The sequence below is a fragment of the Mesorhizobium sp. B1-1-6 genome, assembly GCF_006443035.1.
Taxonomy (GTDB): domain Bacteria; phylum Pseudomonadota; class Alphaproteobacteria; order Rhizobiales; family Rhizobiaceae; genus Mesorhizobium.
Map to the genome: position 1 here is coordinate 23,142 of NZ_VFWR01000003.1, position 26,001 is coordinate 49,142.

Genomic DNA, 26,001 nt, shown 5'->3' on the forward strand with positions numbered 1-26,001 from the left:
TCCCTAGGCCAGATCGGTATGCGAGAAGTCGTTGCCTTTGTAGAGCAGAGCAGAGCCACGACTCTTTGCGCATGCATAGGACAGGCAATCGGCCAGGTTGAGTTGGGCGGGATGCCCGCGTCCTTTTCCATAGTCTGAAAAAGCTTGGACCGCGAGCTTGGCGTCGCCGGCGTCGATCGGAACGATTTCGATTTCGGACTCGCGCAGAAAAGCCTCTATCGCCACTTCAGCGACAAGCGGCTCAACGGCCAGCATAGTTGAAAGCCGCATAGCCGCTTCGAGCACCACCAACGCGGAAGTAATTTTGCGAGGTGCTACCGCGATGCGGTTGCTCCACTCGCCAGCATCTCCCTCTCCCGAAAGAATTGCGACGACCACCGAGGTGTCGACAAACATCAAGAGTGGCCCCACATCTCATCGATCTCATCCTTGTCTACGGGCCGGCCGCCATGACCAGCTCTGGCTTTGAGTTCATCAGCGATGGTAGCCAGCCGCTGCGCCAACGGAGCGCGTCCACTTTCCCGTTTCAGTTCGGACTCAAGAGCTTCGATCACCGCCTCGGTCATCGAAATCTTGCGTTTGGCGGCGAGCCGCTGTGCCAGCTCACGTGCACGCGGGTCCCTGATCTGGAGGTTCATTGGTCGATCCTCAGCGTCATCTGCCATTACAATATAGTGCATCTGTCATGACAGCGCCACAACGGGCTTATTTTCCGTACAGCATCTCATCCTGCAGCCGGCGCAGAGCGAACAGTCTCGTCGCCCGGTCGGGTGCGGCGTTGTCGGCCGTCAACAGCTCGCCTTTCCTCACCGGTTTCAGCACCTTGCCGCCCTCGAGCAGGCCGACCGGCACGGCACGCCGGGCGCGAGCGTCTTCGACGGTCATCGTCCAGGAGCGATAGCAGGTCTCGCCGATCGCATCGAAGGTTTCGCCGGCGAGCAGATCCCGCTTGGCGACGGCGCATACCTCGGCGACCGGCCTTGGCAGCGGCACCATGTCGGGCTTGCCGAAGAGCACGATGCGGGCTGCCGTCAGCGGGACTTCCAGCGAGGTCAAATGGTAGGGCCGGAACAGGCTGTAATAGGGACCGTGGCCGATATGCAGGTCGTCCATGCGCTCGACGATGCGCGGGTGGGTCGCCTCGACGATGACGAAGACACCGGGTGCGACACCCTTGCCGACCGTGTAGTCGACAACGCCCTTTTTCGTGAGCAGCCCGCCATGCTCGCGCGGAATGAGCACCTTGACGAGGTCGTCGCGGTCGGCCTTCGGGCCGTGCATGCCGGGCACATCGGGCACCAGCCCGGTGGCGTTGGCGATGGCGCACATCTCGACCATGGTTTTCGAACCGTCGACGAACTCGACCAGCATGCGCGGGTTCATGTTGCGGCGGATCGCTTCCTCGCGATAGTCGTCGGGCACGGCATCGTGGTTAAGCGGGTTGTTCTTGCCCTTGCCGGCCGAGACGATGGTCAGGCCCAGTGCGGAGGCGAACTCGATCAGCTCCATGCAGCTCGAGGGCTCGTCTCCGGCGCCGACCGAATAGACGACGCCGAGGCGATCTGCCTGCTGCTTGAGATAGCAGCCGATAGTGACGTCGGCCTCGACATTCATCATCACCAGATGCTTGCCATGCTGCATCGCCATCAGGTCGAAGTCGGCGGCGACGCCGGGCTTGCCGGTGGCGTCGATGACGACGTCGATCAGCGGATTGGTGACCAGCATCTCGTTGGAGGTGATGGCGATCTTTCCCGACTCGATCGCCGCGGTGACTTTCGAAGTGGTATCGGCTTCGACGGCCATCGCTTCGTCACCATAGGCGATGCGGATCGCTTCGCGTGCCGTGTGCGGACGTCTTGTCGAGACCGCGCAGACCGAAATGCCGGGCATCAGCATGCCTTGCGTGACCAGATCGGTGCCCATTTCGCCCGAACCGATGACGCCGATGCGTACCGGGCGGCCCTCGGCGGCACGGCTGGCGAGATCGCGGGCGAGCCCGGTCAAGGCGACATTGGTCATGCGGGGATGTCCACAGCTTCCTGGTTCGCGTCGGATTAGCAGGGAATAGCTCCTCCTTGCCAACGAAACTGGCCTCGACAGTCAATTTCCCATGAAATCGCGCGGTATAGAGGCGCTCGGCCCAGTCCCGACTGGACCGAAGCGGGGCTCCGAACTCGGCGACAAAGACCTGACGACTGCCAGTCCGCTGTGCCGGCGGCTTCTCATGATAGGAATTTTTTCTTGACCGGGTGAGGGCAACTATGCTACATATTTGCCTATGGTGCTGAGTTGCGCCAAGGGCCCGCCGCACAGGCGGGTTTTTCCGTTCAATGCTCCGTCAAGAGCGCACAGGCGAAGGCTCCGTCAGCCCGGATGCCTTGGGTTCAAAGACTTGCCAATTGACATTGCCTTGAACTGCCTCAATAAAACATTCGTTCGCCAGCGAAGGCAAATGTTCATCCCGCATCACCGAGCGGGACGCATTCCGCCTCGCGGGCAGAACGGGGAGTGCCTTTGCGCCGAGGTTGGCGGCAAAGGCGTTGGAGGTCAACGGAGCATCATTTCGAACCCGGGGGTCGGGCTCGGTGCTCCAGGGGAGGACAAATGGACACTATTCTTGCGGGCCTCAAAGGGGCCATCGACACGCTCGGCGCAACAGTGCTGCTGCCGATCGTCATTTTCATCATAGCCGTCGTTCTGGGCGCAAAGGTCAGCAAGGCTTTTCGCGCCGCTGTCACCATCGGCGTCGCCTTCATCGGCATCAACCTCGTGCTTGGCCTGATGTTCACGTCGATCGGCGACGTCGCCAAGGCCATCGTCACCAACACCGGCATTCATCGCGACATCATCGATGTCGGCTGGCCGTCGGCGGCCGCCATCGCCTTCGGCTCGTCGGTCGGCCTGTGGGTCATCCCCGTCGGCATCCTGGTCAACATCGTGCTGTTGCTGACGCGCATGACGCGCACGCTCAATGTCGACGTCTGGAACTTCTGGCACTTCGCCTTTGTCGGCTCGCTGGTCGTGGCGGCGACCGACAATCTGGCCTACGGCATCGCCATCGCGGCATTGGTCGCGGCACTGTCGCTGCTGTTCGCCGACTGGTCGGCGCGCGCAGTGCAGCAGTTCTACGGCGTGCCCGGCATTTCGGTGCCGCACCTGGCTTCCGCGCAGATCCTGCCGATCGCCATCATCCTGAACTGGATCATGGACCGCATTCCCGGCATCAACCGCATCAACATCAACACCGAGACCATCGAGCGCCGGTTCGGCGTGTTCGGCGAACCTGTCGTGCTCGGCTTGATCATCGGTCTCGTGCTTGGCGCCATCGCTTTCTACAATGCGGGTGACCTCGGCACGGTGTTCGCCAAGGTGCTGGGCACCGGCATGACCCTGGCAGCCGTCATGCTGCTCCTGCCGCGCATGGTGAAGATCCTGATGGAAGGGCTGATCCCGGTTTCCGACGCGGCGCAGGAATTCGTGCGCAAGCGCACGGGCGACCGCGAGCTTCTCGTCGGCCTCGATTCGGCGATCCTGATCGGTCATCCCGCCGCGATCTCGTCATCGCTGATCCTGGTGCCGATCGCGATCATCCTGTCGGTGATCCTGCCGGGCAACCGCGTCATCCTGTTCGCCGACTTGGCGGTCATTCCCTTCATCGTCGCCATGACCGCGCCATTGGTCAAAGGCAATGTGTTCCGCATGGTGGTGATCGGCACGGTGACGCTGGCGATCGGCTTCTACGTCGCCAACGCGCTGGCGCCGCTGTTCACAAGTGCTGCCGTCGCCTCGGGCTTCAAGCTGCCGGCAGACGCGCTGCAGATCACCTCCGTCGTCGACGGCTTCCTGTGGGTGCCCTATGTGATCATCGAGGCGATCCAGGGACTTGGCCTTACCGGCATCGTCGTGATCGCCGTGGTCATCGCGGCACTGTTCGTCCTCTATCGCCGCAACACGCTCGGCTGGGAACGGGCAGCGGGCGCCGAGGACGAGCCGGCCGAAGGCACGGCCTGAGCCTCATCACGCCTGACGTTTGAAATGATCGTGCGCCCTCCCCGGGCGCACGATTTTATCGACGGAGCAAAAACATGTCTGACGGACTCATGCAGCTTCTGGACCCCGAAGCGATCGTGCTCGGATCCGATGCCTCGACCAATGAGCAGATCATCCGCATCCTGGCCGGCCGGCTCGAGACGCTCGGCTATGTCAAGAACTCCTATGCCGACGCGGTCGTGCGTCGCGAGTTGACCATCCCGACAGGACTGCCGCTGGAGCGCCCCGACAATGTCGCGGTGCCGCACACCGATCCCGAACATGTCCTGAAGCCCGGGATCGCTTTGGGCACATTGAAGCACCCCGTCGTCTTCGCCAACATGGAAGACCCTGACGAGAAGCTGCCGGTCGGCTTCGTCTTCCTGCTTGCCATCAATGACAAGGACAAGCAGATTGAAGCGCTGCAGGCCGTCATGGCCACCATCCAGAATCCAGATGCATTGGACGGCCTGAGGTCGGCCACGACGCTAGACGACGTTCGGGCCGTGCTCGGCTGAACAAGGAGAAGAAAGAGATGTCCAGACAGAAAACAATTCTCTTTGCCTGCGGCACGGGCATAGCCACCTCGACCGCGGTCAACGTCGCCGTCACCGAGGCGATGAAGCAACGCGGCCTGACCTTCAACGCCCAGCAGGCCAAGGCGACCGAAGTGCCGGGGCTGGCCGACAGCGTCGACTTCATCGTCGCCACGACGCCGATCTCGGCTTCGGTGACCAAGCCGGTCATCAAGGGCCTCGCCTTCCTCACCGGCATCGGCAAAGACAAGGTGCTCGACGAGATCGAGGCGCAACTGCGCAAATAGGCCGCGGCACGCGCTCGGTTTCAGGTCACCCTGACGTAGCTCGTCATGCCCGATTTCTGATGCTCGATGATGTGGCAGTGCAGCAGCCAGTCGCCGGGGTTGTCGGCGACGAAGCCGAGGCTCACCTTCTCGTTGGGCTGGATGAGATAGGTGTCTGAAATCAGCGGCTGCACGGGCCGAGTCGAGGATGACAGCACTTTGAAGCTCATGCCGTGCAAATGCATCGGATGCGATTGCGGCGTCAGGTTCTCCATGTCGATGACATAGCTCCTGCCAAGCTTCAATTCGGCCAGCGGCGCGGTCGGATCCGGCGTGTCACCCGGCCACGGCACCTTGTTGATGGCCCAGAAACTGTAGCCGAGCGAACCGCATATGCCGTCGCTCGGAATGTTCTCGGCCGTGGCGCTGAGCGCCAGCGAAATATGCTGGGCAGCGGAGAGATCGACCTCCGCCACCGGATTGGCCTCCAGCGGCGCGACATCACGAATGTCGCGCTTCAGCGACTGGCCGACCGCACGCAAGGTCGCCAGCACCTTGGGTTTGGTGCCCCTGACGTCCCGCAGGCTCACGACCGCGCCCTCCGCGTCCGGCATGCGGATGGCGAGTTCCATGCGCTGTCCCGGGCCAAGCAGCAAGGCATCGGGCGAAAAACGCTGCGGCACCGGATTGCCATCCTGCGCGATCACCGTCGCCTCCGCGCCGTCGACGCGAAAGGCATGGATGCGCGTCACGTCGGTGATGGCGACGCGCAGCCGCACCAGCCCGCCGGCCGGCGCGTCATAGTGCGGCTGGTCGAGCCAATTGGCCGTGCGCACCGTGCCATAGGTGCCGGTTCTCGCGGCATCGCGCGGCCGGAACTGGTCGATGAACTGGCCATCGTCGCCGAGGCGCCAGTCGCGCAGATTGAGGACGATTTCGGCATCGAATTTCGGATCACCGGGATTTTCGACCACGATGACGCCGGTCAGGCCGTGCCCCATCTGCTCCAGCGTGTTGCAATGCGGGTGGTACCAGAAGGTGCCGGCATCGGGCGGCGTGAAGGCGTAGTCGAAATGATCGCCGGTATAGACATAGGGCTGGACTAGGAACGGAACGCCGTCCATCCTGTTGGGGACCCGAACGCCGTGCCAATGGATCGTCGTCGGGTCGTCGATGGCGTTGACGAGCCGGGCGGCGAAGGGCTCGCCCTTTTTCATCCTCAGCACAGGCGGCATCCCGGCGCTGCCATAGGTCAGCACGTCCCGGGTCGGACCGATCTCCACCAGCCTGGCCTGGATCTTGGCCGTCCGCAGTACCACCGGCTCGGGCGTGGCGGCGGCCCAGCCGCCAAGCCTCCCCATCGCGGCGAGCCCGCCCGCACCGGCAAACGCTGCCGATTTCAGAAGTCGACGGCGTGTGATCAAGGTCATGCTGCGCTCCAGCGGGAAAGCCCTCGGAATCGCCGACTTGAATCACGATCGGGCGACCAGCGCAAATCCCGATATCGGCATTTGCGTTCCGATGAAGCCGCAACCAGCGCCGTCTGCGCGGACGGCGCTTCGCCCTGCGACTCTGATCGGGACGACGGCCGCGCCAGATCATGCTTCAAGGCACTGACCGGAGCGGGACTCGCCCGGGTCGCCAATGCCGATGTTTTCAACCGTCCGATCGGGCGGGTGGGGGGCGGAAGGGCGCCAAGCGGTCGCCCGCTATGGGCCGGCGCTCGTCGCGGAGGAAAGCAAGCAGGCCGATTTGCTCCCGCCATGAAAGCGCGACGAGAACCAACCTTGCGCGAAATCTCGGATTCAGGTGCCGGATGCGCCTTTTTTTGCCCGTTCGTGCCGCAAGGGCTTAAGAATGGGACGGATGGCGCTGAAAATGTCGGGCAGTCTGGTGCTGCGAGAGAGGATTGAACTCTCGACCTCTCCCTTACCAAGGGAGTGCTCTACCACTGAGCTACCGCAGCCGCTGATGGCGGGGCTTCTGCCATATCGAACCGGCAAGCGCAAGGCCAAGTGCAAAGCATCTGTGAAAGCCTTTGCCGGATACGTTTTGATGACATGGCCGCGCCACAATGTTGGTTATGCCTGAAATAGCGGCCTGGCCGGCCGCCGGCTAGGACGGGACGATGAACGACAAGACAATTCCACCGAAAAAGGGCGGCACCGGCCGCAAGGACCGGCTCGCCGAGCAGCTGCGCGCGAATCTGCTGAAACGCAAGGCACAGTCGCGCTCGCGGCGCGCCGGCGACGCTGACAAACAGCGCACCGGCGACGCCGACAAGCGGCGCGCCGGGGACGCCGACAAGCGGCCGGACGGGGTCGGCGCGGCGAAGGAAATACAAAAAGATTAACTCAAATCCGCCACTCTTGGGTCGGGTGCCAGGAAATCCTATTTCTTGAACCAGGTTGGCCGATGGTCTAGACGGGCCGATACTCAAACGATTGAAACCGGCTTTCGGGGCCGAGGGGATAGTCTTCATGGATCGCATCAGAATTGTCGGCGGCAACAAGCTCGCCGGAAGCATTCCGATCTCGGGCGCGAAAAACGCCGCCCTGCCGCTGATGATCGCGTCGCTTCTGACAGACGACACGCTGACGCTCGAAAACGTGCCGCATCTGGCCGATGTCGAGCAGCTGATCCGCATCCTGGGCAATCACGGCGTCGATTATTCGGTCAACGGACGCCGCGAAAAGCAGAATGAAGGCTATTCGCGCACCATCAATTTTTCCGCCCGCAACATCGTCGACACGACGGCCCCTTACGAGCTGGTGTCAAAGATGCGCGCTTCGTTCTGGGTCATCGGCCCGCTGCTGGCCCGCATGGGCGAGGCCAAGGTGTCGCTGCCGGGCGGTTGCGCCATCGGCACGCGGCCGGTCGACCTGTTCCTGGAAGGCCTGCAGGCGCTGGGCGCCGACATCGACGTCGACACCGGCTACGTTATCGCCAAGACCAGGAATGGCCGCCTCGTCGGCAACCGTTACGTCTTTCCGAAAGTGTCGGTCGGCGCCACCCATGTGCTGATGATGGCGGCGGCGCTCGCCAAGGGCGAGACGGTGCTCGAAAACGCCGCCTGCGAGCCCGAGATCGTCAACCTCGCCGAATGCCTCAATGCCATGGGCGCCAAGATTTCCGGCGCCGGCACGCCAACCATCACCATCGACGGCGTCGAGGCGCTGTCGGGCGCGCGCGTGCGCGTCATCCCGGACCGGATCGAGACCGGCACCTATGCCATGGCCGTCGCCATGACCGGCGGCGACGTCGTGCTCGAGGGCGCGCGTCCCGATTTGCTGCAGACCGCGCTGGACGTGATCGCGCAGACGGGCGCCGAGATCACGCCGACCAATTCCGGCATCCGCGTCAAGCGCAACGGCGCCGGCATTTCACCGGTCGACGTGACGACGGCGCCCTTCCCGGCCTTCCCCACCGATCTGCAGGCGCAGTTCATGGGGCTGATGACCATGGCCAAGGGCAAGTCGCGCATCACCGAGACGATCTTCGAAAACCGCTTCATGCATGTGCAGGAACTGGCGCGTCTGGGCGCCCACATCACGCTTTCCGGCCAGACGGCGATCGTCGACGGCGTGCCGAAATTGAAGGGCGCGCCTGTCATGGCGACCGACCTTCGCGCTTCCGTTTCGCTGGTCATTGCCGGCCTGGCGGCCGAAGGCGAAACCACTGTCAACCGCGTCTATCATCTCGACCGCGGCTTCGAGCGGCTGGAGGAAAAGCTGTCCAATTGCGGCGCGGTGATCGAACGGATCTCGGCTTAGGCCGATCGCCGCCCGCCTCACGGCTGCGCGGACCGGAACGACCTCCGGATTCCTGCTTGAGCATGATCTTTTCCGAAAAGCGGTTTCCACTTTTCGGGATCATGCTCTAACAGAAGGCTGAACAGTCAATTTTCAGGTGCGAAATCCGCATGAACGGCCTTAAGCTTATCGCCCTCGACGACCAGGACCTGAGCATCGTCTCCGCCCATGTCCAGGACGCCGTGATGAAAGTCTCGGACCTTGAATACCTTCCCGCGGCCAAGCGTTTCGTGCTGACCATGAACCGTTTCGTCTGGGAGGCCAAATCGGGCTTCTTTCGCCAGCACAACGAACGGCGCCAGGCCGTGCTGCATTTCGATCGGGTTCTGGGCGCCAAGACCAGCGGCATAGCCCGCGACAAGCCGGCCGAAGTGCTGTCGCTGCTGGCGATCAGCTTCATCGAGATCAGCAAGCCGGCCGGCATAGTCGAGCTGATCTTTTCGGGAGGCGGCGCAATCATGCTCGATGTCGAATGCATCGAGGCCCGCCTTGCGGATGTCGGCGGCGCGTGGGAAGCCACGTCGCGTCCCGTGCACAGGGCCTGAGCGATGGCCATCACGCTTCGCCAGTCCGACGCCGATTTCGAACAGCGTTTCGCCGCTTTCCTCACCACCAAGAGAGAAGTGTCGGCCGATGTCGACGCGGCCGTGCGCCAGATCATCGCGCGCGTGCGCGCCGACGGCGACGCCGCCCTCGTCGACTTTACCAGACGCTTCGACAGGGCCGACCTCAGGGAACTCGGCATTGCCGTGTCGAAGGACGAGATCGCCCGCGCCTATGCCGCTTGCGACCACCAGACGATCGAGGCACTCGAATTCGCGCGCGACCGCATCCGCGCCTACCACGAGCGGCAGCGGCCGAAGGACGACCGCTTTACCGACGCCGCGGGCGTCGAGCTCGGCTGGCGCTGGACCGCGGTCGAGGCGGTCGGGCTTTACGTGCCGGGCGGTACTGCGAGCTATCCGAGTTCGGTGCTGATGAACGCCATACCGGCCAAGGTCGCCGGCGTGGAGCGCATCGTCATGGTGGTGCCGGCACCCGGCGGCGTCATCAATCCGCTTGTGCTGGTGGCGGCCGACCTTGCCGGCGTGCCGGAAATCTATCGCGTCGGCGGCGCCCAGGCGATCGCTGCCCTGGCCTATGGCACCGAGACGATCAAGCCGGTCGCCAAGATCGTCGGCCCTGGCAATGCCTATGTCGCGGCGGCCAAGCGCCAGGTGTTCGGCACCGTCGGCATCGACATGATCGCCGGCCCCTCGGAAGTGCTGGTCGTGGCCGACGGCGACAATGATCCCGACTGGATCGCCGCCGATCTCCTGGCCCAGGCCGAACATGACGCGTCCGCGCAGTCGATCCTGATCACCGACGATCCGGCCTTTGGCAAGGCGGTGGAGGAGGCGGTCGAACGGCAGCTGCCAAACCTGCCACGGGCGGAGACGGCAGCGGCGAGTTGGCGCGATTTCGGCGCGGTGATCGAGGTCGAGGCGATCGAGGCGGCGCTGCCGCTGGTCGACCGCATCGCGGCCGAGCATGTCGAACTGGCAATCGACGACGCCGAGGGCTTCCTGTCGCGGATGCACAATGCCGGTGCCGTGTTTCTCGGCCGCCATACGCCGGAAGCCATCGGCGACTATGTCGGCGGTTCCAACCACGTGCTGCCGACGGCACGCTCGGCGCGTTTCTCGTCAGGCCTTTCGGTACTCGATTTCGTCAAGCGCACCTCGATCCTGAAGCTCGGGCCCGAGCAATTGCGCGCGCTGGCGCCCGCCGCGATCGCGCTGGCCAAGGCCGAAGGGCTCGACGCGCATGGACGCTCCGTCGCTATCCGGCTGAACATGTAGGCGCCATGTCGGGCTCCGATCAAACCCGTGCGAGGCTGATCGATGTCGAACTCGATGAATCGATCGGCCGTTCGACGCCCGACGTCGAGCACGAACGCGCGGTGGCGATCTTCGACCTGATCGAGGAGAACAGTTTTCAACCGGTCAACGACAGCGGCGCCGGCCCCTACCGGCTGAAGCTGTCGCTGGCCGAGTCCCGCCTGGTTTTCGCCGTGACGCGCGACGACGGTTCCGCCGTGGTCACCCATATCCTGTCGCTGACGCCGCTCAGGCGCATCGTCAAGGACTACTACATGATCTGCGAAAGCTATTACGACGCCATTCGCTCCTCGACGCCGAGCCATATCGAGGCGATCGACATGGGTCGCCGCGGCCTGCACAATGAGGGTTCGCAGACGTTGATGGACCGGCTCGCCGGCAAGATCGACATCGATTTCGACACGGCGCGCCGGCTGTTCACGCTGGTCTGCGTGCTCCATTGGCGGGGTTAACCCCTGACCGCCGGCGCGCAGCCCCGTTCGATCCTGTTCCTGTGCGGCATGAATGCCGTGCGCTCGCCGATGGCCGAGCTGTTGGCGCGGCGCATGCTGCCGGCCAGCACCTTCGTCGCCTCAGCGGGCGTGCGCAGCGGCGAGCGTGACCCGTTCGTCGATGCCGTGCTTGCCGAGGAAGGCCTGTCGCTGGGCGAGCGCCACCCAAGGACGATGGACGAGCTGGAAGACGACTATTTCGATCTCATCGTCACGCTCGCGCCGGAGGCGCACCATGCCGCGCTGGAGCTCACCCGCTCGCTCGCCGTCGAGGTCGAATACTGGCCGACGCCGGATCCAACCGGCGCCAGCGGCACGCGCGAGCAGATCATCGCGGCCTATCGCGATGTGCGTGAACGGCTGAAGTTGCGCATAGGCCGACGTTTTTTGCTTCCAGAAGCAAAAAACGCGACGGATTAAGCGTGTTCACAAGCCGACGATTATCATATAGGTTCCGCCGAATTTCCGGCTAGAGTCGGATGCGGTTGGGTCTCTTCGACCTGACAGCTTCCGACTCTAGATCAAAGAAGTAGAGCATGATGTCGTCCGAAAACCGCTTCATACTTTTCGGCATCATGCTCTAAACGCCGGGAAACCATCCAAGCAAAGGTATCGAATGCCGAAGGAAGAAGTCCTCGAGTTTCCGGGTGTCGTCACGGAACTGCTGCCCAACGCCATGTTCCGGGTGAAACTCGAAAACGAACACGAAATCATAGCCCATACGGCCGGCCGCATGCGCAAGAACCGCATCCGCGTGCTGACCGGCGACAAGGTCCTGGTCGAGATGACGCCCTACGACCTGACCAAGGGCCGCATCACCTATCGTTTCAAGTAAGATCAAGGCCGACTGGTCCGCGATGAGCATTTTGCTGAAGCTGGTGCTTGCCTCGGGTTCGCCGCGCCGCATCGAACTCCTGCAGCAGGCCGGCATCGAACCGGACCGCATATTGCCCGCCGACATCGACGAGACGCCGCTGCGTGCCGAGCATCCGCGCTCGCTGGCCAAAAGGCTGTCGAAGGAAAAGGCCGAAAAGGCATTTGCCTCACTGAAGTCGGAAACCGACTACGCGCCGGCCTTGGTGCTGGCCGCCGACACGGTGGTCGCTGTCGGGCGGCGCATCCTGCCCAAGGCCGAGACGCTCGATGATGCCGCCAACTGCCTCGGACTGCTGTCGGGGCGTTCGCACCGGGTCTATTCCGGCATCTGCCTGATCACGCCCGGCGGCAAACTGCGCCAGCGGCTGGTCGAGACGCGGGTGCGGTTCAAGCGGCTGCCGCGCGAGGAGATCGACGCCTATGTCGCATCGGGAGAATGGCGCGGCAAGGCCGGCGGCTATGCCGTACAGGGGCTTGCGGGCGCTTTCGTCGTCAAGCTGGTCGGCTCCTACACCAATGTCGTCGGCTTGCCGCTTTACGAGACCGTAGCGTTGCTTTCGGGCGAAGGCTTCAAGGTCCATCACAACTGGTCCTCGGCGCGGCCATGAGCGCGGACGACAAGGTGACGCCGCTGCGGCCAAGGCGCCCCTGCCCCGAATGCGGCAAGCCTTCGGCGCGCGAGACCTACCCGTTCTGCTCCAAGCGCTGCAAGGACATCGACCTCAACCGCTGGCTGAAGGGCGCCTATGTCATCAAAGCCCGCGACGACGAGGAAGAACCCGACGCCGACGAGCCGAAATAAGCTAAGAGCGACGCTTGATCAGGCGGCTTGGATCTTGCGGCTCACGCGCGCCCAGGCCGGCAGCCAGTCGCCGTGAGCGGCAAGAAGCTCGTCCACCAGTGACCATATCTGGTCGAGGTCGAGCTCGGCTGCCGTGTGCGGATCCATCATCGCCGCATGATAGATGTGTTCCCGGTTCTCGCTCGTCAGCGCCCGCACCGTCAGTTCCTGCACGTTGATGTTGGTGCGGATCAGCGCCGTCAATTGCGGCGGCAGGTCGCCGATGTAAGTCGGCTGGATGCCGGAGGCGTCGACCAGGCACGGCACCTCGGCGGCGCACTCGCGGGGCAGCGAGGTGATGCAGCCATTGTTGCGAACGTTGCCGTAGATCACAGACGGCTCGCCGGTCCAGACCGAATTCATGATCGAGGAGGCATATTCCTTCGACTGCTCGACCTCGATGCGCTCGGCCGAGCGGTAGGCTTCCGCCTGCCCCTGCCAACGCTCGATCTGCTCGATGCAGCGCTTGGGATATTCATCCAGCGGGATACCGTATTTCTCGATCAGGTCGGGACGGCCGCTCTTGATGAAATAGGGCGTGTATTCGGCGAAATGCTCCGAGCTTTCGGTGACGAAATAGCCGAGCCGGGTCAGCATCTCGTAGCGCACCTTGTTGGGGCAGCGCGGATTCCAGCCGGGCTTGGGCGCGCGGCCTTCGCGATAGGCGCGCAGGAGATCCGGGTAGAGGTCGCGGTAGGAGCCGTCGGCCTGGCGGTGCTCGAACTTCAGGTAGAAGGCCATGTGGTTGATGCCGGCGGAGCGATAGCGGATGTCCTCGTAGGGAAGATCGAGATCGTGCGCCAGTTCCATCGCGGTGCCCTGCACCGAGTGGCAGAGGCCGACCTGCCTGATCTCTGGATATCTCTCCGAGATCGCCCAGGTGTTGATCGCCATCGGATTGACGTATTGCAGCATGATCGCATCGGGGCAGACGGCGAGCATGTCCTCGCAGATCTTCCACAGATGCGGCACGGTCCTCAAGCCTCGCATGATGCCGCCGACGCCGAGCGTGTCGGCGATGGTCTGGCGCAGGCCATATTTCTTCGGCACTTCAAAGTCGGTGACGGTGCAGGGCTCGTAGCCGCCGATCTGGAAGGCGACGACGACGAAATCGGCACCGGCCAGCGCCTTGCGCTGGTCGGAATAGGTCTCCGCTTTCGCCTTCACGCCGAGCGTCGCGATCAGCTTGTTGACGACGACGGCACTCTCTTCCAGCCGCTGCGGATCGATGTCCATCAGCGCGATCGTCGCGCCCGAAAGCGCCGGCCGCTGCAGCACGTCACCGACGATGTTCTTCATGAACACGGTCGAGCCGGCGCCGATGAAAGTGATCCTGGGATTTCTTGCCACGCTAACCTCCGGCATGTGTTCAGGCCACGTCGAAAGCGGCCCGGACGAGCCGTTCGGTGTAGGCGGTCTTGGGATTGGTGAGGACCTCGTCGACAGGTCCCTGTTCGACGATCTTGCCGTGCTGCATGACGATGACGCGGTGACACAGAGCGCGCACCACCTTGAGATCGTGCGAGATGAAAAGATAACTCAGGCCACGCTCGTCCTGCAGCCTGCGCAAGAGATCGATGATCTGCGCCTGGACGGAGAGGTCCAGCGCCGATGTCGGCTCGTCGAGCAGGATGAATTCCGGTTCCAACGCGATGGCTCGGGCGATGGCGACGCGCTGCCGCTGTCCGCCGGAGAACTCGTGCGGAAATCGCGAAAGGATGTCGCCCGGCATGCCGGCGCTGACCAGCGCCTCGCGCACCCGCTCGACCCGCTCGCGCCGCGTCGCTCCGATGCCGTTGACGATCAGCCCTTCCTCGATGATCTGCCCGATCGTCATGCGCGGGTTGAGCGAGGAGAACGGATCCTGGAAGACGACCTGCATGCGCGATCGCAGCGGCCGCATCTCGGCCCGTGACAGCCCATGGATCGGCTGGCCGTCGAAACGGATCTCGCCGCGCTTGGCATCGATCAACCTGAGCAGGCACTGGCCGAATGTGGTCTTGCCGGAGCCGGATTCGCCGACCAGTCCCAGTGTTTCGTGGCGGCAAAGCTTGAGATCGAGATCGTCGACGGCGACCAGCTCGCGCCAGTCGGGTTTGAGGAAGGTGCCGTGACGCAGCATGAAGCAGACGCGCACCCCGTTCGCTTCGAGGATGGTGCCGGAGCCCTCCGGCAGCGGTTGTGGCCGCCCGCGCGGTTCGGAGGCGAGCAGTCGTTGCGTATAGGGATGCTGGGGATCGGAGAACAGACGTTCGGTGACGTTATGCTCCCGCATCTCGCCATGCTGCATGACATAGACGTAGTCGGAGAATTTGCGCACGACCGTGAGGTCATGGGTGATCAGGATCACCGCCATGCGCAGCTCTTTCTGCAGATTGCGGATCAGGTTCAGGATCTGTGCCTGGACGGTGACGTCGAGCGCCGTCGTCGGCTCGTCGGCGATCAGCACGTCGGGGTCGTTGGCCAGCGCCATGGCGATCATCACGCGCTGGCGCTGGCCGCCCGAGAGCTGATGCGGATATTGCTTGAGCCGCGCGACGGGATCCGGGATCTGGACATGCTGCAGGAGTTCGAGCGCCCGTGCCCAGGCTTGCCGCCGGCCGACCTTGCGATGAACCCTGATCGCCTCGACGATCTGGCTGCCGATCGTATAGATCGGATTGAGCGAGCTCATCGGCTCCTGGAAGATCATCGAGATGCGGTTGCCGCGCAGCTTGCGCCGGGCGCTTTCGGGGAACTTCAGGATGTTCTGCCCATCATAACAGACGGTCGATCTCGGCGACACGGTGGCGCGCCGGGACAGCAATCCCATGACGGTGCGCGCCGTCACCGATTTGCCGGAACCGGATTCGCCGACGATGGCGATCGTCTCGCCGCGATAGAGCTGGAACGAGACGTCCTTGACCGCCTCGACCGTGCCGTGCTCGACCTTGAAGACGACCTCGATGTTGCGGGCATCGATGACGGGTTCTCCCTGGCGTCCGTCATGGTCGTGCCGGACGGAAGGTGCGAAAGGTTCGGCGAGCGCGAGCGTCATCCCAGCCACCTCAATAAGGATCGACGGCGTCGCGCAGCCCGTCGCCCAGCGCGTTGAAGGCAAAGACGGTGACCAGCACGAAACCGACCGGCGACAGTATCCACGGATAGGTGCCTATGACGGAGTAGGTCGCGGTGTCCTGCAGCATCAGCCCCCAGGAGATCAGCGGCGGTTTCACCGCAAAGCCGAGGAAACCGAGGAAGGATTCGAGCAGCACAACGGTCGGGATCGCCAACGTCACCGCAACGATCACATGGCTCATCACATTGGGGAAAATGTGCTGCATGATGATGCGCCGGTCGGTGGCGCCCACCGCCATGGCGGCACGTACGTATTCAATGCGCGCAAGCGCCAGCGTCTTGCCGCGCACCTCGCGCGACATCTGCGCCCAGCCCAGCGCCGACATCACGATGATGACGAAGGCGAGGAAGACGTTTGTGGGCGCGGTGACCGGGATCAGCGTCGTCAGCGCCAGATAGAGCGGCAGTTGCGGGAAGGCCAGCACGAGGTCGACGAAGCGCTGCATCCAGACATCGAACCGACCGCCGAAATAGCCGGAAGCCATGCCGACCGTAGTGCCGATGACGGTGATGATGAAGACCACCGTCAGCGCGATCATCAGCGAGACGCGCGAGCCATGGATGGCGCGCGAGAGCACGTCGCGTCCGAACTTGTCGGTGCCGAGGAAATGCACCGGCTGGCCGTCCATCGAACCGAAGAAATGCCGGTTCGCCGCAATGAGCCCGAAGAGCCTGTAGGGCGCGCCCTCGACGAAAAGGCCGAGCAATCTTGGATGATCATAGTCGGGACCGACGATGGGCTGAAAGGTGACCGGATCGAGATCCGCCGAATCCGCCAGCGCATAGACCCTGGGCCGGGCGACGAAATCGCCGTCCCTGTCGTGGAAAGCAGGCAGTTGCGGCGGCGCGAAGGCGACATCGGTCACCTTCGGGTCCATCGGCGCCAGGAACTCGGCGAATACCGCCATGAGGATCAGCAGCACGACGAGCCAGAACCCCGCCATGCCGGTCCAGGAGCGCTTCAGCCGGCGCCAGACGAGCGCGGTGTAGCTCTCGTTGCCGTGCGCGGGTCTCTCGACGGGTCCTTCGGCCGGCAGCGGCGGTGGCGATGTATCGCGGGCCAACATCTAGCTCTCCCCGAACTGGCGCACGCGCGGATCGAGCAGGACCAGCAACATGTCGGCGATGATGTTGCCGACGATCAGCGTCGCCGACAGCACCATCATGAAAGTGGCGGTGAGATAGACGTCGCCGACCGCCATCGAGCCGACGATCGCCGGGCCGACGGTCGGCAGCGCGAAGATGATCGCCGTCTCGATTTCGCCGGTCAGCATGTAAGGCAGCACCACGCCCTGATACATGACCAGCGGATGCAGCGCATTGGGCACGGCGTGTCGCATGACGACGGCGCTGCCGGTCAACCCCTTGGCCTTGGCCGTCTCGACATATTGGGCGTTCAGCGTGTCGAGCAGATTACCGCGCATGACGCGCATGTTGTAGGCGAGCCCGCCGAAGGTGGCGATCGCAACCACCGGCCAGACATGCTTGACCAGATCGAGGAACTTGGCCCACGACCATGGCGCGCCGCCATATTGCGGCGAGAAGAAGCTGCCTATCTCCGAGACGTTGAACTGGAAGACCAGGAGATAGACGATGATCAGCGCCATCAGGAAGCGCGGCACCGTCATGCCGAGGAAGGAGATGGCCGAAAGTGTCGAGTCGATCCAGGTGTATTGCCGGGTCGCCGCCCATATGCCGAAGGTGATGCCGAGCACCGAGGCGAGCAGATGGCACACAAGCGCCAGGATGAGGGTGCGCGGCAGGCGCTCGCCCACAACGTCGGCCACCGGCTTGTTGTAGTAGAGGCTGTAGCCGAAATCGCCGCGGGTGACGATGCCGCCGATCCAGTTGAGATACTGGACGGGCAGCGGCTTATCGAGGCCATGTTCGATCCGGTAGGCGTTGGCCTGCGCGTCGGCTTCGGCGAAGGAGGCGCCTCCCTGGTTGATCAGCTGCGAGCGGATGTAGTCGGCATAGTCGCCGGGCGGCGCCTGGATGATGGCGAAGGTGACGAGGCTCAGTATGGCAAGGACCGGGATTGCCGACGCTATGCGCATGAGCAGAAATCGCAGCATGGACGGTCCGCTTCCTCGTCTTGCCGATCGCGTCCTTTTGGTGCGTTCGGAGGTTGCCTTTGTCCGGCCGCGCCAGCGGCGCGGCCGGAGGTCTCAGTCAGGGGAGGGAAACTTACATCGGGCCCTTGTCTCCAGGCTTGCCGGGCAGCTCTTCCGGGAACAATTCGTATTTCGCCTGCTTGTCGGCCGCCACGAAGACCCGTTCTCGAATGATCGAATCCTCTGCCCAGTTGAACATGTAGATCGGCGTGCCCCTTGGAACGTTGGAGAAGCGTTTGTTGACGATCAGCGCACCGGGATATTCCGTCAGGCCGACATTGTAGACGTGCTCCGTCGAAATCTTCTGGAAGTCTCTCATCAGGGCGGCGCGCTGGTCATTGTCCTCAGAGGTGACAAATTTGTTGACGATGTCGACGAGGTCCTTCTCGAAAGGCATCAGGTCGACCTCGCCGCTTTCAGGTGCGCGGTGATCCCAGCTGGTCTTGGGACCGACGGGAGCGAGTTGCACGGTGTTCTGCACGACGGAGGTCAGCTCCTGGTCGTTGCGCCGGATCAGCCAGTCGAAACGCCCGGAATATTGCGAGGCATCGCGCTGCGTGCCGTTGAGACCGTTGAGCACGATCCGCAGCCCGAGCTTCTCCATCTGGGCGACAACGCCTTCGGCGAGGCTCTTGTCGGTGCCGTAGTCATTGTTGACCAGCATGACGATCTCGACATTCTTGCCGCCGGCCGTGCCGGCCGGGAAGTTCACGAAACCGTCGCCATCGGTATCCTTGAGTCCGGCCTTGGCGAGTTCGGCCTTGGCGCCCTCGAGGTCGAAGGGATAGTAGACCGTCGACTTGCGGTCATAGAAGCTGGTGCCGGAGGACAAGCCGCCGGGGTAGATGGCGGTGAACGGCCCCTTGACCAGGGAGTTGCCCAGCGCCTTGCGGTCGAGCGCCATGGTAACCGCCTTGCGGAAATCCTCATTGCGGTTCAGCTCGCGAATCGCCTGACCGCGCTCGTCCGGGTTGCCCCAGCCATTGGCGGAAAAGTTGAGGCGCAGATTGTAGCCGATCAGCCGTGGGCCGAACGCCAGGCGTGCAGGCGCATTCGCCTCCGCGGCCCGCTTCAGCGAGGCGACGAAGTTCTCCGGCTGCTCCAGATTGGAGAAATCGCCCGAGCCGGCCACCGCCTGGACATCGCGGTCGGCCCAGGTGGACAGCTTGTAATGTAATTCGTTGAGGTAGGGCAGCTGATTGCCCTTCTCATCGACCTTCCAATAATAGGGATTGCGGCGCATGATGATGATGTCGTCTGGCCGGTATTCAACCGGCACCCAGGCGCCCATGACCGGCATGTTCATATATTCCGGCGGGAAGGCGTTCTTGAACTGGTCGTAGGTGTTCTTCGAATATTTCGGATGCTGCGGCTTCAATATGTGCGCGGGGCCAGGACAGAAAGTGCCGTAGGCCATCGCGTAGAGATACTGTTTCGGGAAGGCTTCCTTGAAGGTCCACTCGACGGTGTAGTCGTCGACCTTCTTGAGCATGGTGCCGACGCCGAACGTTTCCTGGGTGGCACCATTGAGCGGCGAGACATTGGGATCGACGACCTCGTCGTCCCAGTAGAACATGACGTCGTCTGAGTTGAAGGGCGCGCCGTCGGACCATTTGGCACCCTCGACGAGGTGCATGGTGAGCTTGTGGCCATCCGCCGACCAGTCCCAGCTTTTGGCGAGGTTGGGCAGCGGTTCGGTGTCCTTGGCCTCGACCTGGAACAGCGGCGCGGTGCGCGTCAGGCATTCGGACAGGCCGATATCGATGCCGCCCCATCCCTGCGTCTGACCGGCGCCGTAGTTCCAGCCTTCCGGCCGCCCGCCGATAACGTGGCGCATTGTATCGCCGTAGACGCCGATGCCATCAGGCATGTTGCCCGTCTTGAAAACCAAGGGCTCCTTCGGCAGCCTGTCTTTCACCGGCGGCAGCTTGCCGGCCTTGACGTATTTCTCGGTCACCCAGTCCGGCTCGTGATAGTCGGGCAGCGCCTTGAACTCCAGGATGGAGTCGCGCGGCACATAAGTGATCTTGCCTTCGGCCGGAAACGCCGCCGGTACCGGCGGGACCGTCGGCTCGGAGGCGAAAGCGTTAAGCGCCGGGACGGAAACGCCCAGCGCCAGTCCCGCGACCATGCCAACGCTGCGTAGGTTCCTCATTGTCTCCTCCCTCGTGTTCGGACGTTTTGTTTTGCTGCTGCTCGTCTTCTGCCCGGACGGCGACCGCGGCGGACCTGTCTCCCGCAGGCCCGTCGCCGCCACCTGGGTTTTCAGCCGGCCTGCTTCAGCGCGGCCTTTTCGGCGCGCAACTCCTCGATCGAGCGGACGCTGCGCCAAGCGGCGCCCGCCCATTCGCGGGTCTTGACCCTGGATTTCGACAACCTCTCTTTTGCCGCCGGAACCGCATGCGCAAATTGCGGCAGCCAGGCCGCTTGGGCGACGACCATTTCGTCGACCATCTGCCAGACCTCCTCCGGTGTCGATACCGCACCAACCAGCGGGTCATGCAGCACGGCAAGCTTGAGCAGGTCGATGTCGCCGGATATGGCGGCATGCACCGACATGCGCTGGACATTGATCGAGGATATGCAGGTCGCGGCACATGCCTCCGGCAAGGTGATGCCGGCCGCCATGTTGATGCCGAAGCGGTCGACGAAGCCGGGCGATTCGACGATGGCGTCCTGCGGCAAATTGGTGATGACACCGTCATTCTTGACGTTGAAGTGGCCGCGATAGACGCGGTTGGTCTCCAGCGCCTCCAAGATGTGGCTGGCATGCTCGTTGGAGCGTTTTGACGGATCGATCGGCTTCGACGCCGCTTCGAGGAATTGCGGATATTCCGTCTCGAACCAATTGCGGGTCTCGGTGGAATAACGGAGATAGCCGCCCGTCTCGCCATGGATCCAGTCGGACATGTCGATCCAGCGGGTGATCTCGTCCGGACGCTTGCGGTACCAGGGAAGATACTCGGACAGGTGGCCGTTGCTTTCGGTCGAATAAACGCCGAAGCGCTTCAACACGTCTATGCGCAGTTTCTCCTGCCTGGAATAGACCGGATGCGCCTCGAAGGCGGCGACCAGCTCGTCCTTGCCGATTTCGCGACCGTTCAGGCGCAACTCGATGAACCAGGTCTGGTGGTTTATGCCGGAACAGACATAGTCGAGCTCCCGAGGCGACTTCGCGCCCAGCACCTCGGCGATCTGCTCGGCGCCGTGCTGGACCCCGTGGCACAGCCCGACCGTGTCGACCTTGCCGTACTCGATCGCCGCCCAGGTGTTCATCGCCATCGGGTTGGCATAGTTGAGGAATTTCGCATCGGTCTCGGCGACATCGCGTATATCTTTGCAGAAATCGAGGATCACCGGGATGTTGCGCTGGCCATAGAGGATGCCGCCGGCGCAGATCGTGTCGCCGACGCATTGATCGATGCCGTATTTCAGGGGGATCCTGATGTCGTCGGCATAGGCTTCGAGCCCACCGACCCGCACACAGCTGATGACATAACGTGCGCCCTCGAGCGCCTTGCGGCGATCTGTCGTCGCCGTCACTTTGGTCGGCAATTTGTTGGCTTCGACGATCCGGTCGAGGATCGCCTTGATCATCTGGAGATTGTGCTCGCTGACATCGGTCAGCGCGAATTCGATGCCCTTGAACTCCGGTACGCACAATATGTCGGTGAACAGTTTTTTGGTGAAGCCGACGCTGCCGGCGCCGATAATAGCGATTTTGAAACTCATCACCTTCACCTCGATCCGATCGAATGCTAGGCAAGGAGCAATAAGGGAGGATATGGCCACACGCCAAGGCGCGCGTGCCAATCGAGCCGGATTCCGGCTTTTCTCCTCCCGCCCGCTCCTCGACCGCGGGTTCTTCACGTTCTTCGAGGATGGATTATGCGCTTATTCGCGAGTGCGACCAGAGAAGGATTATGCTTTCAAGGGTAATTTTGTGCTGCGGGATCTGATCGCCAACGGACAGTCGATGCGCACGATCTCGCTGCCGCGCGGCCGCCAGCGCCTACACGCCATGCCGACGAGCACCGGCTACGAAGTGCGCGAGGATGAGATCTACGATTGGGACGGGCGCAAGCGCGGCCAGACGCCATTCACCGTGCTCCAGCACACGATCAACGGAAGCGGCCGGCTTCGCTATGAGAACCGCAACTATCGCCTTCAGCAGAACGACACGCTGCTGGTGCTGGTGCCGCACAACCATCGCTACTGGCTGGCCAAAGACGAGCGCTGGGAATATTTCTGGATCTCGATGAATGGCGAGGAGGCGCTGCGCATCCACAAATCCATCCTCGACGTCTCGGGTCCCGTGTTCCGGCTGCAGCCGGAGACGATCGATCATCTCGCCGATTGCAGCCTGCGTCTCATCAACGGGGCCGCTGCGCCGGGGGCGGCTTCAGCGATCGCCTATGAGGCGGCGATGGCGCTCTACGACGATGTCTTCGGCTCGCACGCCTTTGCGGAGAAGCAGAGCGCCATGCAGCCGGTCATCGACCACATCAACGCCAATCTCGACAGGCCGCTGCCGGTAGCGGACCTCGTCCAGATCAGCGGCCTCAGCCGGGCGCACTTCTCGCGCTGCTTCGCCGAGAGCGAAGGCATCCCGCCCGCGGAGTTCGTACTGCAGCAGCGGCTGCAACGCGCCGCCAAGCTTTTGACCAAGGCTGACTTCCTGCCCGTGAAGGAAGTCGCCATCCTGTGCGGCTTCGAGGACGCGAACTATTTCTCGAAGGTCTTCCGCCGCTGTTACGGCATTAGCCCGGGCCAGTTCCGCACCACCGGCATGTATGCCAGCATGAGGGTTCCGGCCAGGCGCGACATCAGGGTGTCCGACGACGAGACCTGACCCCGTCGCCGTCCAGCGCAGCCTTGCATGACATGCACTACGCCGCTTGCCGGCTGCCGCCGTCCAGCCATTGGAGATCGGCAGGTGAAAGCGCGATGTCGAGGGCGCGCAAGCTGTCGTCCAGTTCGCCTAGCGTGCGCGGGCCGATCAACGGCACCGATGGGAAAGGCTGGTTGAGCACATAGGCGAGCGCAATATGGATCGGGCTCTTGCCCAGCCGCGCGGCAAATTCGATCGCCCGGTCGCGGCGGCCGAAATTGCGCTCCGAGTACCAGACCCGCACCAGTTCTTCATTGTCGCGCCGGTCGCGCCCGGCGCGTTCGGTGAAGAAGCCGCGCCCTTGGCTCGACCAGGCGAAATTCGGCATCTGCCGGGCGGTCAGCCAGGCTTTCCAGTCATCGGTGGAGGAGGTCACGCAACCGGCCCAGATCGGCTCCAGCATTTCAGCCAGCGAGAAGTTGTTGGAGAGCGCGCCGGGCTTTTGCTTGCCGGTGCGCTCGGCATAGGCGATCGCCTCGTCCATGCGCTGCATCGTCCAGTTCGAGCCGCCGAACGGGCCACGGATGCGGCCTGCCTTGACCTCGCGGTCCATCGCATCGACGAACTCGCCGACGGGCACGTCCGGATTGTCGCGATGCATGAAATAGATATCGACATGGTCGGTCTGCAGACGGTCGAGCGACTGGACGAGCTGCTTGCCGATCATGTCGGGATAGCAAAGCGGCGAATGTGCCCCCTTGGCGATGACCACCGACTGCTCACGCACGCCACGGTTCTTCAGCCATTGCCCAAGCAGCGTCTCGGTGTAGCCGCCGCCATAGACATAGCCGGTGTCGAACAGATTGCCGCCAGCCTCGAAGAAGGCATCGAGCAGGATCGAACCCGAGGAGAAAGTGCGGAAATCCTCGAAACCGAGCGCCACGATCGAGGCCGGCTTCGACAGGCCCGGAATGGCGCGTTTGGCGATCGCCGTGCCGCCGGATCGCAAGGGCCGGTCGGCGATGGTGTTGGTGCGTCGCGAGGCCTTTTCGATCTCGTACTCCAACCCCACAGCCGCGCGCCATCTGTCGAGCACGCGCAAGGTGCCGAGGCTGTCGGCCCAGGCCATGCCTGGCCAGGCGAACTCCTGCCGGCCGGCAAGGATGGCCTCCCCGGCGGCGTCGACTTCGAAGGAATAGACGTGACGCTTTTCGTTCACGCTGATGGTTTCGCGCACGCCGTCCGCGCCGATCACATTGATCCGGCCGAGGCCGACATCGCGGTCGCCGCCGGCGAACCAGAAATCCGGCACTTCGATGCGGCCCCTGGTGCCGAAGATGCGCAGCACATTGTCCTGGTTGAGCGAGATGCTGCAGGAGACCTCGGCGACGATGCCGCCCGGGAAATGCAGCAGCGCGGAGGCCCATTCGTCGACGCCGGACTGGCCAAGATGGGCAACGCCGGTCACCTTGTCCGGCTCGAGGAACGGCTTGCCGGCCGCGGCGCCGGCAATCAGCCGCGCCATCGAGACGGGATAGCCGCCGACGTCCAGGATGCCGCCGCCGGCCGAATCATTGGCATAAAGCCGGTGCTGCGGCATGAAATCAGGCATGGCAAAACCGAAGCTCGACTTGATCATCCTGATCTCGCCGATGACGCTGGATTTGATCAGTTCCACCAGCTTCAGCGTCTGCGGGTGCAGCCGGTACATGAAGGCCTCGCCGAGAAAGGTGCCGGCCTTGCGCGCCGCATGCATCATGGCGTCGGCCTCGAAGGCGGTCAGCGCCAGCGGCTTTTCGCACAGCACATGCTTTCCCGCGTCCGCCGCCCGGATCGCCCATTGCGCGTGGCCCGGGTGCGGGACCGAAATGTAGATCGCGTCGATTTCCGCGTCAGTGAGCAATGCTTCGTAGCCCTCGAGAATGCGCGCGCCGGGAAAGCTCTGCGCCAGGCCCGGCTTGCCCGGATCGCGCGCACCGATGGCGACCAGCTTTCCGTTGCGGGAGGCGGCGACGCCGCCGGCGAAGGCCTTGGCGATGCTGCCCGGGCCGAGAATGCCCCAGCGGATGGGCGTGGTTGCAGTCATTGTCATTCTCCTTGCGGGATGGGAAAGGGCAGCCGATCAGCGCAGCCGCAGCCCTTTTTCGTCGAACAGGTAGGATTTGCGGATGGATACGATGATCTCTGATGTCTCGGGGACCTTGGCCGCGTCGCGCTGGATCACCACGTCCTCGTCATTGGCCGTTCTGGCGTAGAGAAAGCTCGTGCCGCCCAGGTGCTCGACCACATCGATGGTGACGGCAAGATCGGCGTCGCCTTCTCCGGCGCTGCCAAAATGTTCGGGCCGCACGCCAACGATGACCTTGCTGCCGATTGCGGGCGCGGCGCCCGTCAGCGGCTGCGTGATGCGGGTCTTCTCCTGGCCAGCGAGTTCCACCACGACGCCGCGCGCATCGCAGCCGACCACGCGGCCCTTGATGAAATTCATCTTCGGCGAGCCGACGAAACCGGCCACGAACTGATTGTCGGGATTGTCATAAAGATCGAGCGGGCGGCCGATCTGCTCGACATGGCCGCCGCGCAGCACGACGATCCGGTCGGCGAGCGTCATCGCCTCGGTCTGGTCGTGCGTGACATAGATCATGGTGGTGCCGAGCTCCTTGTGCAGGCGCGAGATCTCGACCCGCATCTGGACGCGCAGTTCGGCGTCGAGGTTGGACAGCGGCTCGTCGAACAGGAACACCTGCGGCTCGCGCACGATGGCGCGGCCGATGGCAACGCGCTGACGCTGGCCGCCGGAGAGTTTCTTCGGACGGCGCTCCATCAATTCGCTGATGCGCAGGATCTCGGCCGCCCGTTTCACCCTGCGGTCGGTGTCGGCCTTCGGATTGCCGGTCATACGCAGGCCGAAGGAGAGATTCTGCTCCACGTTCATATGCGGATAGAGCGCGTAGGACTGGAACACCATGGCGATGCCGCGGTCGGCCGGCTCGACATCGTTGACCACCTTGCCGCCGATGGCGATCTCGCCATCGCTGATATCCTCCAGCCCGGCGATCATCCTGAGCAGCGTGGACTTGCCGCAGCCAGACGGGCCGACGAAGACGACGAACTCGCCATCCCTGATGTCGATGTTGGCGCCATGGACGACCTCGAAAACGCCGAAGCGCTTGACGACATTCGTGAGCGTGACGGTTGCCATGCCTAC

The 26,001-nt window shown here is 63.4% G+C and carries 25 protein-coding genes and 1 tRNA gene; 13 read left to right on the forward strand and 13 right to left on the reverse strand.

What is annotated here, in order from left to right; translation table 11 throughout:
• Positions 1–3 precede the first annotated feature (3 nt).
• From FJ979_RS06800 to FJ979_RS06810, 3 genes are all read right to left on the reverse strand, one after another.
• Complete coding sequence (locus FJ979_RS06800) at positions 4–396, reverse strand: type II toxin-antitoxin system VapC family toxin (RefSeq protein ID WP_140501065.1); 393 nt, start codon at positions 394–396, stop codon at positions 4–6.
• The gene (locus FJ979_RS06805) at positions 396–638 is read right to left on the reverse strand and encodes a type II toxin-antitoxin system VapB family antitoxin (protein ID WP_140525569.1); all 243 of its coding nucleotides are present in this window, start codon (positions 636–638) and stop codon (positions 396–398) included. The genes FJ979_RS06800 and FJ979_RS06805 overlap by 1 nt, the downstream gene beginning before the upstream one ends.
• Positions 639–705: 67 nt before the next feature.
• Positions 706–2,019 carry an NAD(P)H-dependent oxidoreductase gene (locus FJ979_RS06810; protein WP_140525568.1) on the reverse strand — a complete coding sequence of 438 codons (1,314 nt, stop codon included), beginning with the start codon at positions 2,017–2,019 and terminating at the stop codon, positions 706–708.
• Positions 2,020–2,604: 585 nt separating this feature from the next.
• Here FJ979_RS06810 and FJ979_RS06815 point away from each other — a divergent pair.
• From FJ979_RS06815 to FJ979_RS06825, 3 genes are all read left to right on the forward strand, one after another.
• Entirely contained in the window at positions 2,605–4,011 is a 1,407-nt protein-coding gene (locus FJ979_RS06815) for a PTS transporter subunit IIC (RefSeq protein ID WP_140525566.1), read from the forward strand.
• A gap of 74 nt (positions 4,012–4,085) precedes the next feature.
• Positions 4,086–4,547, forward strand: a complete 462-nt coding sequence (locus tag FJ979_RS06820) for a PTS sugar transporter subunit IIA (RefSeq protein ID WP_140525565.1) — start codon at positions 4,086–4,088, stop codon at positions 4,545–4,547.
• A 17-nt stretch (positions 4,548–4,564) separates the two neighbouring features.
• Positions 4,565–4,852, forward strand: a complete 288-nt coding sequence (locus FJ979_RS06825; RefSeq protein WP_140513359.1) for a PTS sugar transporter subunit IIB — start codon at positions 4,565–4,567, stop codon at positions 4,850–4,852.
• Positions 4,853–4,872: 20 nt separating this feature from the next.
• On the opposite strand, the gene FJ979_RS06830 is transcribed toward FJ979_RS06825, so the two are convergent.
• Together FJ979_RS06830 and FJ979_RS06835 are read right to left on the reverse strand one after the other, a co-directional pair.
• Positions 4,873–6,261, reverse strand: a complete 1,389-nt coding sequence (locus FJ979_RS06830) for a multicopper oxidase family protein (protein WP_140580335.1) — start codon at positions 6,259–6,261, stop codon at positions 4,873–4,875.
• Between the two features lie 461 nt (positions 6,262–6,722).
• Positions 6,723–6,797, reverse strand: a tRNA-Thr gene (locus FJ979_RS06835).
• A gap of 162 nt (positions 6,798–6,959) precedes the next feature.
• On the opposite strand from FJ979_RS06835, the gene FJ979_RS06840 reads away from it, so the two are divergent.
• From FJ979_RS06840 to yacG, 9 genes are all read left to right on the forward strand, one after another.
• A complete protein-coding gene (locus tag FJ979_RS06840; RefSeq protein ID WP_140580337.1) occupies positions 6,960–7,184 on the forward strand; it encodes a hypothetical protein in 225 nt (74 codons plus the stop codon).
• A 127-nt stretch (positions 7,185–7,311) separates the two neighbouring features.
• Positions 7,312–8,604, forward strand: a complete 1,293-nt coding sequence (gene murA / locus FJ979_RS06845) for a UDP-N-acetylglucosamine 1-carboxyvinyltransferase (protein WP_140580338.1) — start codon at positions 7,312–7,314, stop codon at positions 8,602–8,604.
• A 149-nt stretch (positions 8,605–8,753) separates the two neighbouring features.
• Complete coding sequence (locus FJ979_RS06850; RefSeq protein WP_140501047.1) at positions 8,754–9,188, forward strand: DUF2948 family protein; 435 nt, start codon at positions 8,754–8,756, stop codon at positions 9,186–9,188.
• Between the two features lie 3 nt (positions 9,189–9,191).
• Entirely contained in the window at positions 9,192–10,484 is a 1,293-nt protein-coding gene (hisD, locus tag FJ979_RS06855) for a histidinol dehydrogenase (RefSeq protein WP_140501045.1), read from the forward strand.
• 5 nt (positions 10,485–10,489) lie between these two features.
• Positions 10,490–10,975, forward strand: a complete 486-nt coding sequence (locus FJ979_RS06860; protein ID WP_140501043.1) for a UPF0262 family protein — start codon at positions 10,490–10,492, stop codon at positions 10,973–10,975.
• A gap of 48 nt (positions 10,976–11,023) precedes the next feature.
• Entirely contained in the window at positions 11,024–11,434 is a 411-nt protein-coding gene (locus FJ979_RS06865; protein ID WP_140501041.1) for a low molecular weight phosphatase family protein, read from the forward strand.
• A 196-nt stretch (positions 11,435–11,630) separates the two neighbouring features.
• Complete coding sequence (gene infA / locus FJ979_RS06870; RefSeq protein WP_006200926.1) at positions 11,631–11,849, forward strand: translation initiation factor IF-1; 219 nt, start codon at positions 11,631–11,633, stop codon at positions 11,847–11,849.
• A 22-nt stretch (positions 11,850–11,871) separates the two neighbouring features.
• The gene (locus tag FJ979_RS06875; protein WP_140513345.1) at positions 11,872–12,498 is read left to right on the forward strand and encodes a Maf-like protein; all 627 of its coding nucleotides are present in this window, start codon (positions 11,872–11,874) and stop codon (positions 12,496–12,498) included.
• Positions 12,495–12,692 (forward strand): DNA gyrase inhibitor YacG, encoded by a 198-nt coding sequence (gene yacG / locus FJ979_RS06880; protein WP_140501037.1) that lies wholly within the window; start codon positions 12,495–12,497, stop codon positions 12,690–12,692. The genes FJ979_RS06875 and yacG overlap by 4 nt, the downstream gene beginning before the upstream one ends.
• A gap of 18 nt (positions 12,693–12,710) precedes the next feature.
• Here yacG and FJ979_RS06885 read toward each other — a convergent pair whose 3' ends face one another.
• The 6 genes from FJ979_RS06885 to FJ979_RS06910 form a co-directional block, all read right to left on the reverse strand.
• Complete coding sequence (locus FJ979_RS06885) at positions 12,711–14,081, reverse strand: alpha-glucosidase/alpha-galactosidase (RefSeq protein ID WP_140580340.1); 1,371 nt, start codon at positions 14,079–14,081, stop codon at positions 12,711–12,713.
• A gap of 19 nt (positions 14,082–14,100) precedes the next feature.
• Positions 14,101–15,768, reverse strand: a complete 1,668-nt coding sequence (locus FJ979_RS06890) for an ABC transporter ATP-binding protein (protein ID WP_140562207.1) — start codon at positions 15,766–15,768, stop codon at positions 14,101–14,103.
• A gap of 10 nt (positions 15,769–15,778) precedes the next feature.
• The gene (locus FJ979_RS06895) at positions 15,779–16,915 is read right to left on the reverse strand and encodes an ABC transporter permease (protein ID WP_140580342.1); all 1,137 of its coding nucleotides are present in this window, start codon (positions 16,913–16,915) and stop codon (positions 15,779–15,781) included.
• Positions 16,916–17,923: an ABC transporter permease gene (locus tag FJ979_RS06900; RefSeq protein WP_140501029.1), complete on the reverse strand. Its 1,008-nt coding sequence runs from the start codon at positions 17,921–17,923 to the stop codon at positions 16,916–16,918.
• Positions 17,924–18,035: 112 nt separating this feature from the next.
• Positions 18,036–20,117, reverse strand: a complete 2,082-nt coding sequence (locus FJ979_RS06905) for an ABC transporter substrate-binding protein (protein ID WP_140580344.1) — start codon at positions 20,115–20,117, stop codon at positions 18,036–18,038.
• 110 nt (positions 20,118–20,227) lie between these two features.
• Positions 20,228–21,694, reverse strand: a complete 1,467-nt coding sequence (locus FJ979_RS06910) for an alpha-glucosidase/alpha-galactosidase (RefSeq protein ID WP_140580346.1) — start codon at positions 21,692–21,694, stop codon at positions 20,228–20,230.
• A 244-nt stretch (positions 21,695–21,938) separates the two neighbouring features.
• On the opposite strand from FJ979_RS06910, the gene FJ979_RS06915 reads away from it, so the two are divergent.
• The gene (locus FJ979_RS06915) at positions 21,939–22,814 is read left to right on the forward strand and encodes an AraC family transcriptional regulator (protein ID WP_140580638.1); all 876 of its coding nucleotides are present in this window, start codon (positions 21,939–21,941) and stop codon (positions 22,812–22,814) included.
• A 37-nt stretch (positions 22,815–22,851) separates the two neighbouring features.
• Here the strand turns inward: FJ979_RS06915 and FJ979_RS06920 are convergent, their stop codons facing one another.
• Together FJ979_RS06920 and ugpC are read right to left on the reverse strand one after the other, a co-directional pair.
• The gene (locus FJ979_RS06920) at positions 22,852–24,879 is read right to left on the reverse strand and encodes an aldo/keto reductase (protein ID WP_140580348.1); all 2,028 of its coding nucleotides are present in this window, start codon (positions 24,877–24,879) and stop codon (positions 22,852–22,854) included.
• Between the two features lie 36 nt (positions 24,880–24,915).
• A complete protein-coding gene (gene ugpC / locus FJ979_RS06925; RefSeq protein ID WP_140580350.1) occupies positions 24,916–25,995 on the reverse strand; it encodes a sn-glycerol-3-phosphate ABC transporter ATP-binding protein UgpC in 1,080 nt (359 codons plus the stop codon).
• Positions 25,996–26,001: the final 6 nt, after the last annotated feature.

Excerpts from the sequence above, each read along its gene's own strand:
- FJ979_RS06820 (WP_140525565.1), top strand. The coding sequence starts at position 4,086 with ATGTCTGACGGACTCATGCAGCTTCTGGACCCCGAAGCGATCGTGCTC.
- FJ979_RS06865 (WP_140501041.1), top strand. The coding sequence starts at position 11,024 with ATGAATGCCGTGCGCTCGCCGATGGCCGAGCTGTTGGCGCGGCGCATG.
- FJ979_RS06815 (WP_140525566.1), top strand. The coding sequence starts at position 2,605 with ATGGACACTATTCTTGCGGGCCTCAAAGGGGCCATCGACACGCTCGGC.
- FJ979_RS06810 (WP_140525568.1), bottom strand. The coding sequence starts at position 2,019 with ATGACCAATGTCGCCTTGACCGGGCTCGCCCGCGATCTCGCCAGCCGT.
- infA (WP_006200926.1), top strand. The coding sequence starts at position 11,631 with ATGCCGAAGGAAGAAGTCCTCGAGTTTCCGGGTGTCGTCACGGAACTG.
- FJ979_RS06895 (WP_140580342.1), bottom strand. The coding sequence starts at position 16,915 with ATGTTGGCCCGCGATACATCGCCACCGCCGCTGCCGGCCGAAGGACCC.
- FJ979_RS06830 (WP_140580335.1), bottom strand. The coding sequence starts at position 6,261 with ATGACCTTGATCACACGCCGTCGACTTCTGAAATCGGCAGCGTTTGCC.
- FJ979_RS06900 (WP_140501029.1), bottom strand. The coding sequence starts at position 17,923 with ATGCTGCGATTTCTGCTCATGCGCATAGCGTCGGCAATCCCGGTCCTT.
- FJ979_RS06910 (WP_140580346.1), bottom strand. The coding sequence starts at position 21,694 with ATGAGTTTCAAAATCGCTATTATCGGCGCCGGCAGCGTCGGCTTCACC.
- FJ979_RS06840 (WP_140580337.1), top strand. The coding sequence starts at position 6,960 with ATGAACGACAAGACAATTCCACCGAAAAAGGGCGGCACCGGCCGCAAG.
- FJ979_RS06800 (WP_140501065.1), bottom strand. The coding sequence starts at position 396 with ATGTTTGTCGACACCTCGGTGGTCGTCGCAATTCTTTCGGGAGAGGGA.
- FJ979_RS06860 (WP_140501043.1), top strand. The coding sequence starts at position 10,490 with ATGTCGGGCTCCGATCAAACCCGTGCGAGGCTGATCGATGTCGAACTC.
- FJ979_RS06805 (WP_140525569.1), bottom strand. The coding sequence starts at position 638 with ATGAACCTCCAGATCAGGGACCCGCGTGCACGTGAGCTGGCACAGCGG.
- FJ979_RS06890 (WP_140562207.1), bottom strand. The coding sequence starts at position 15,768 with ATGACGCTCGCGCTCGCCGAACCTTTCGCACCTTCCGTCCGGCACGAC.
- FJ979_RS06825 (WP_140513359.1), top strand. The coding sequence starts at position 4,565 with ATGTCCAGACAGAAAACAATTCTCTTTGCCTGCGGCACGGGCATAGCC.
- ugpC (WP_140580350.1), bottom strand. The coding sequence starts at position 25,995 with ATGGCAACCGTCACGCTCACGAATGTCGTCAAGCGCTTCGGCGTTTTC.
- FJ979_RS06850 (WP_140501047.1), top strand. The coding sequence starts at position 8,754 with ATGAACGGCCTTAAGCTTATCGCCCTCGACGACCAGGACCTGAGCATC.
- FJ979_RS06875 (WP_140513345.1), top strand. The coding sequence starts at position 11,872 with ATGAGCATTTTGCTGAAGCTGGTGCTTGCCTCGGGTTCGCCGCGCCGC.
- hisD (WP_140501045.1), top strand. The coding sequence starts at position 9,192 with ATGGCCATCACGCTTCGCCAGTCCGACGCCGATTTCGAACAGCGTTTC.
- FJ979_RS06920 (WP_140580348.1), bottom strand. The coding sequence starts at position 24,879 with ATGACTGCAACCACGCCCATCCGCTGGGGCATTCTCGGCCCGGGCAGC.
- yacG (WP_140501037.1), top strand. The coding sequence starts at position 12,495 with ATGAGCGCGGACGACAAGGTGACGCCGCTGCGGCCAAGGCGCCCCTGC.
- FJ979_RS06915 (WP_140580638.1), top strand. The coding sequence starts at position 21,939 with ATGCGCACGATCTCGCTGCCGCGCGGCCGCCAGCGCCTACACGCCATG.
- FJ979_RS06905 (WP_140580344.1), bottom strand. The coding sequence starts at position 20,117 with ATGAGGAACCTACGCAGCGTTGGCATGGTCGCGGGACTGGCGCTGGGC.
- murA (WP_140580338.1), top strand. The coding sequence starts at position 7,312 with ATGGATCGCATCAGAATTGTCGGCGGCAACAAGCTCGCCGGAAGCATT.